The organism is Flavobacterium sp. (genome assembly GCF_031363805.1).
Taxonomy (GTDB): Bacteria; Bacteroidota; Bacteroidia; order Flavobacteriales; family Flavobacteriaceae; genus Flavobacterium.
In genome coordinates this window covers 1-5,092 of the sequence record NZ_JANLVD010000120.1, presented here as the reverse complement: position 1 = coordinate 5,092, position 5,092 = coordinate 1, and the positions used below count along the sequence as shown (strand labels likewise).

The window sequence follows — 5,092 nt, the reverse complement described above, 5'->3', positions numbered from 1 at the left end:
AGTGGCGCATCGTCCATAATATCATCATGAACCAACGAAAAATTATGAAAAACCTCAACCGCCAAAGCCGCAGGGAGTGCTTTTTTATAATCTGCATCAAATACCTCAGCACTCATTAAAGTTAAAACTGGACGCATCCGTTTTCCGCCAAGTCCTAATATATAATGTATGGGTTCATACAAATTTCTAGGTTCTTTGGTTTCGTATTGAGAGTTTAAATATTCTGAAATGAATTCTTGGTATTGGTAAATGGAGTGCATTAATTCTGAGTTTAAAGTTTCAGGTTTCAAGTTTGACAAAGTAACTCAAAAAACTTGAAACCTGAAACTTTAAACTTTTTAATTTTTCCTTTATGTTAAATTTATGTAAATACTTTGGAAACTATTTTGGTTTTCAAAGTTTCCATTCTATATTTGCCAAGAATTTGTTAATACAATGAAAGATAAAATAATAAGTAAAGCCACAGAAATGTTCCTGAAACTAGGTTTCAAGAGTGTAACTATGGACGACATAGCCTGCGAAATGTGTATTTCAAAAAAGACTATTTATAAGTTTTTTACAAACAAAGAAGTGCTAATTGAAGAAGGAAATAATGTATTCCACGAAAAAATAAACAATGGAATGAATGAAATCATGGCAAATAGTAAAAATGCCATTCAAGAAAATTTCAACATCCGAAACATGTTTGTGGAAATGTTTAAAGTAGCTGATAAATCGCCATTGTACCAACTCAAAAAACATTACCCTACTATTTATGAAAAAGTTATAACACAAGAAACAGAAGTTTGTACAGAATGTTTCCGCCAAAATATTTTAAAAGGAATAGATCAAGGTTTGTATAGAAAAGATATTGAAGTTGAATCGTATGTTAAATTTTATTACACCCTAATTTTTAGCATTAATGAAACCACGGTTTTAGAAAAAGATGCTTCGAAACTAGAACTTCAAGCGTTAGAGTATCACACAAGGGCGATTGCAACGCCAGAAGGAATTAAAGAACTAGAAAAACAACTAATAAATCATAACATATAAACATCAATCAATGAGAAAACTGACCTTAATTTTATTGCTACTTGTTGCATTTAATGTAACAAATGCGCAACAAACTACACCACAGCGCTACAATTTCTCCCTCAATGAAGCTATTGAACACGCGCTACAATACAACTACACCGCTATAAATGCTGGAAGAGACATTGAAATTTCTAGACAAAAAAAATGGGAAACAACAGCTAATGGTTTACCGCAAATAAATGGAACTGTAGACTACCAAAATGCATTTAAATTGCAAAGTAACATCATAGATTTTGGAGGAACTCCTGTATTATTGACATTTGGAACTTTCAATACCATGGATTCCAAACTATCACTAAGTCAACTTATCTTTGATGGTTCGTACATTGTAGCTTTACAGGCATCCAAAGCCTATTTGGAATTTTTTGAAAATGCCAAAAAGAAAACAGATTCTGAAATTAGAGCCATGGTGACCAACTCCTACGGAAGTGTACTTTTGGCAGAAGAAAGTATAAAAGTACTTGAAAGAAATCAAACTGTTTTGGAGAAAAATTACCTTGATGCAAATCAAATTTATAAAAATGGTTTGGGTGAAGAGGAAAGTGTGGAGCAAATTTCAATTACGCTAGCTTCGGTGAAAAGTAATTTAAAAAACGTAAAACGATTGAGAGAAGTTTCATTGAATATGCTTAAAATAAATTTGGGTATTGAGATTAATGATGAGCTCAAACTCTCTGAAAATCTCGATACATTATCAAAAAATAATTTACAATCTGTTTTACAAAGCAATGAATTTAACGTCACGAATTCAATAGATTATCAAATAAGTTCAAGTCTGGTAACTCAGAAAAAATTATTATTAAAATTAGAAAAAAGTAAAGCATTGCCATCGCTTGGTGCAAATGTAAACTTTGGTTACAATACATTTGGAAATACATTTTCAATGTTTGAAAGCAATCAGAAATGGTTTAATTATTCAAATGTTGGTGTTCGTTTGAATGTGCCTATTTTCTCAAGCTTCGGTAGAAATGCCAAAACTCAACAAGCCAAAATTGAATTTCAGAAAGCCCAAACGGAGCTAACTGAAACAGAACAAATGCTGAAACTTCAATTTCAAAAAGCAAAAAGCGATTTTGATTTTAGTATCGAGGAATATGAAACCGCCAAAAGCAATTTGAACTTAGCCGAGCGTATCGAAAAGAAACAACAAATAAAATTTAAAGAAGGATTATCGACCAGTTTCGAACTAAGCGAAGCTCAAAGACAGTTATATTCCAACCAACAAAACTATTTGCAATCTATGGTCGATGTAATAAATAATAGAGCAGCTTTAGAAAAAATAACAAATAAAAACTAATATAAATTTATTCCGAATGAAAAAAATATTTATAATCACGACCCTTTCAATGCTTATTTTCTCTTGCGGAAAAAAAGAGGATAATACCAACATCGATGCATTAGTTGAATCAAAAAATGTAATAAACATAAAAGCTAAAAGAGATTTATTGCAAGCTGACATATCAAAATTGGATGCTGCTTTGGCAACTCTCGACACCAAAAAAGCAGAAGAAGCACTGGTTTCTGTATTGACTTTAAAAGACACCATCTTCAATCATTATTTGGAAGTGCAAGGAAATGTAGATACCAAACAAAACATTTTAATTCAGCCTGAAATGCCTGGAAATTTGGTAGCACTAAATGTGAAAGCTGGGCAACGTGTTTCAAAAGGGCAAGTTTTGGCTAGAACCGACGATGGCGGAATGGGTCAGCAATTAGCATCTATTGAAAATCAATATAATTTGGCAAAAACTACTTTTGAGCGTCAAAAAAATCTTTGGGATCAAAAAATTGGTTCAGAAATTCAATTCCTACAAGCACAAACTCAAATGGTTGGTTTACAAAAATCGGTATTGCAGATGAAAGCCCAATTGGCTAAAACATTAATTACAGCTCCTTTTAACGGTGTTATTGATGAAGTTTTTGTAGAAAGAGGTCAGATTGTTGCGCCAAGTGCTCAAGGCTTGATGAGAATTGTAAATCTTTCCAATATGTACATTACCACAGAAGTTCCAGAAACCTACATTGGTAAGTTGAAAGTAGGTTCTACAGTAAACGTTTCTTTGGCAAGTTTAGGTAAAAACTATTTGGGTCGCGTGCGTCAGGTTGGAAGCAATATCAATCCGTCGAACAGAAGTTTTGGCATAGAAGTTTCTGTTCCAAATCCACAAAATTTATTACGACCAAATCAAGTTGCCAAATTGCAAATTATAGATTATACTAAGAAAAACGCTATTGTAGTTCCAACAAACGTAATTTTATCTAATGGTGACGGAACAAAATATGTTTACGTAGCAGAAAATAGCAATGGAAAAACAGCAATTTCCAAAAAAGTTGCCATCACAACCGGACAATCATCTGGGAATGTGACCGAAATTCTTTCAGGATTAAAAGTTAAAGATGTTATTGTGACCGAGGGTTTAAATACTATTGCAGAAGGAACAAAATTAAATTTCTAATTTTTTGTAAGTTGTATGTTGCAAGTTGATCAACTTACAACATACAACTTACAACCTATAACAAAAATATGGAACATAAAAATCACGAATTCGGCATATCATCATGGGCTGTCGACAACCGCATCACTGTTTACATTCTGACGCTCATTATCATTGTAATGGGAACCATGGCGTACATCAATATGCCAAGAGAAGATTTTCCTGAAATTCTAGAAAATAAAATATTTGTATCGTCAATTTTTCCAGGAAACTCATCTGAAGATGTAGAAAAATTGGTTATTAAACCTCTTGAAGATCAGTTTAAAAACATTTCTGGTGTTGAAAAAGTTACGTCAAGTTCTTTTCAAGATTATGGAATGATTGTAATAGAATTTGAACAAAAAGTTACGATTGAAGAAGCGAAAGTTTTAATAAAAGACAAAGTTGATCAATCGAAAGCAAAAACAGATTGGCCAAATTTAGACAATGGAAGCAAAGTTGAACCGAATGTTTTCAATATTAATATTTCGGAAGAAGTACCAATTCTAAACATCAATCTAAAGGGAAATTACACAACCCAACAACTAAAAAAATATGGTGAATATTTGCAAGATGAAATTGAAAATGTAAGCGAAGTTAAAAAAGTAGATATTTTAGGTGTTGATGACAAAGAAGTTGAAATTGCCATTGATGTTTTCAAAATGAGTGCTGCAAAAGTTAGTTTTGATGATATTCAAAACGCTGTGAAATATGAAAATATGACACTTTCCGGTGGAAATTTAGTATCACAAGGTTCTAGAAATAATATTCGAATTGTAGGTGAAATTTCAAATCCAGATCAATTGAATAACGTAATTGTAAAATCGTTCAACGGCACTGTTTATTTAAAAGATATTGCGGTTGTAAGTTTCAAAGAAAAAGAAAAAACAACTTATGCGCGCGAATCTGGTCAAGAAGTTGTAATGCTAAATGTAAAGAAACGTTCTGGACAAAATATGATTTCTGCAATTGAACAAATAAAAGAAATTGTCAAAACAGCTCAAGAAAAAGTATTACCAAAAGATTTAAGTCTAAAAATGACCAATGATCAATCTGAAAGTGTAGAACATCAGGTCAATGAACTATCGAATCATATTATTTTTGGAATTGTACTTGTGATGATTGTTTTAATGTTTACAATGGGACTTCGAAACTCCCTATTTGTTGGAGCTGCAATTCCGCTTTCGATGCTGATGGCATTTGCGATTTTATCTGCCTTCGGGTTTACACTAAACACGATGGTTTTGTTTGGTTTGGTCATGGGATTAGGGCTTCTAGTCGATGACGGAATTGTAGTTGTTGATAATGTTTTTGCCAATATGCGAAAAGGAATGGGACGAATCGAAGCCTCAAAAGTTGGTATTGGCGAAATTGCTTGGCCAGTAATTTCTTCAACCGCGACAACTTTGGCAGCATTTATTCCATTGGCATTATGGCCAGGAACTGTTGGAAAATTTATGGTTTATTTCCCAATAACATTATCCTGTGTTTTGGGTGCATCATTATTTGTAGCCATGATAATAAATGCAGCAATGACAGGAGGA

At 32.7% G+C, this 5,092-nt stretch carries 5 protein-coding genes; 4 read left to right on the top strand and 1 reads right to left on the bottom strand.

Annotated features, from left to right (window positions below; all coding sequences use genetic code 11):
* Positions 1-260, bottom strand: a 260-nt coding sequence (locus RMN92_RS07085; RefSeq protein ID WP_309608764.1) for a polyprenyl synthetase family protein, incomplete at its 3' end; no start/stop codon positions are given.
* 175 nt (positions 261-435) lie between these two features.
* On the opposite strand from RMN92_RS07085, the gene RMN92_RS07080 reads away from it, so the two are divergent.
* The 4 genes from RMN92_RS07080 to RMN92_RS07065 form a co-directional block, all read left to right on the top strand.
* Positions 436-1,032 carry a TetR/AcrR family transcriptional regulator gene (locus tag RMN92_RS07080; RefSeq protein ID WP_309608763.1) on the top strand — a complete coding sequence of 199 codons (597 nt, stop codon included), beginning with the start codon at positions 436-438 and terminating at the stop codon, positions 1,030-1,032.
* 10 nt (positions 1,033-1,042) lie between these two features.
* A complete protein-coding gene (locus RMN92_RS07075; protein ID WP_309608762.1) occupies positions 1,043-2,371 on the top strand; it encodes a TolC family protein in 1,329 nt (442 codons plus the stop codon).
* A gap of 16 nt (positions 2,372-2,387) precedes the next feature.
* Positions 2,388-3,530 carry an efflux RND transporter periplasmic adaptor subunit gene (locus tag RMN92_RS07070; protein WP_309608761.1) on the top strand — a complete coding sequence of 381 codons (1,143 nt, stop codon included), beginning with the start codon at positions 2,388-2,390 and terminating at the stop codon, positions 3,528-3,530.
* A gap of 68 nt (positions 3,531-3,598) precedes the next feature.
* Positions 3,599-5,092, top strand: a 1,494-nt coding sequence (locus RMN92_RS07065; protein WP_309608760.1) for an efflux RND transporter permease subunit, incomplete at its 3' end; no start/stop codon positions are given.

What these genes read in the sequence shown, in the direction of transcription:
- RMN92_RS07080 (WP_309608763.1), top strand. Translation starts at nt 436, where the DNA reads ATGAAAGATAAAATAATAAGTAAAGCCACAGAAATGTTCCTGAAACTA.
- RMN92_RS07075 (WP_309608762.1), top strand. Translation starts at nt 1,043, where the DNA reads ATGAGAAAACTGACCTTAATTTTATTGCTACTTGTTGCATTTAATGTA.
- RMN92_RS07070 (WP_309608761.1), top strand. Translation starts at nt 2,388, where the DNA reads ATGAAAAAAATATTTATAATCACGACCCTTTCAATGCTTATTTTCTCT.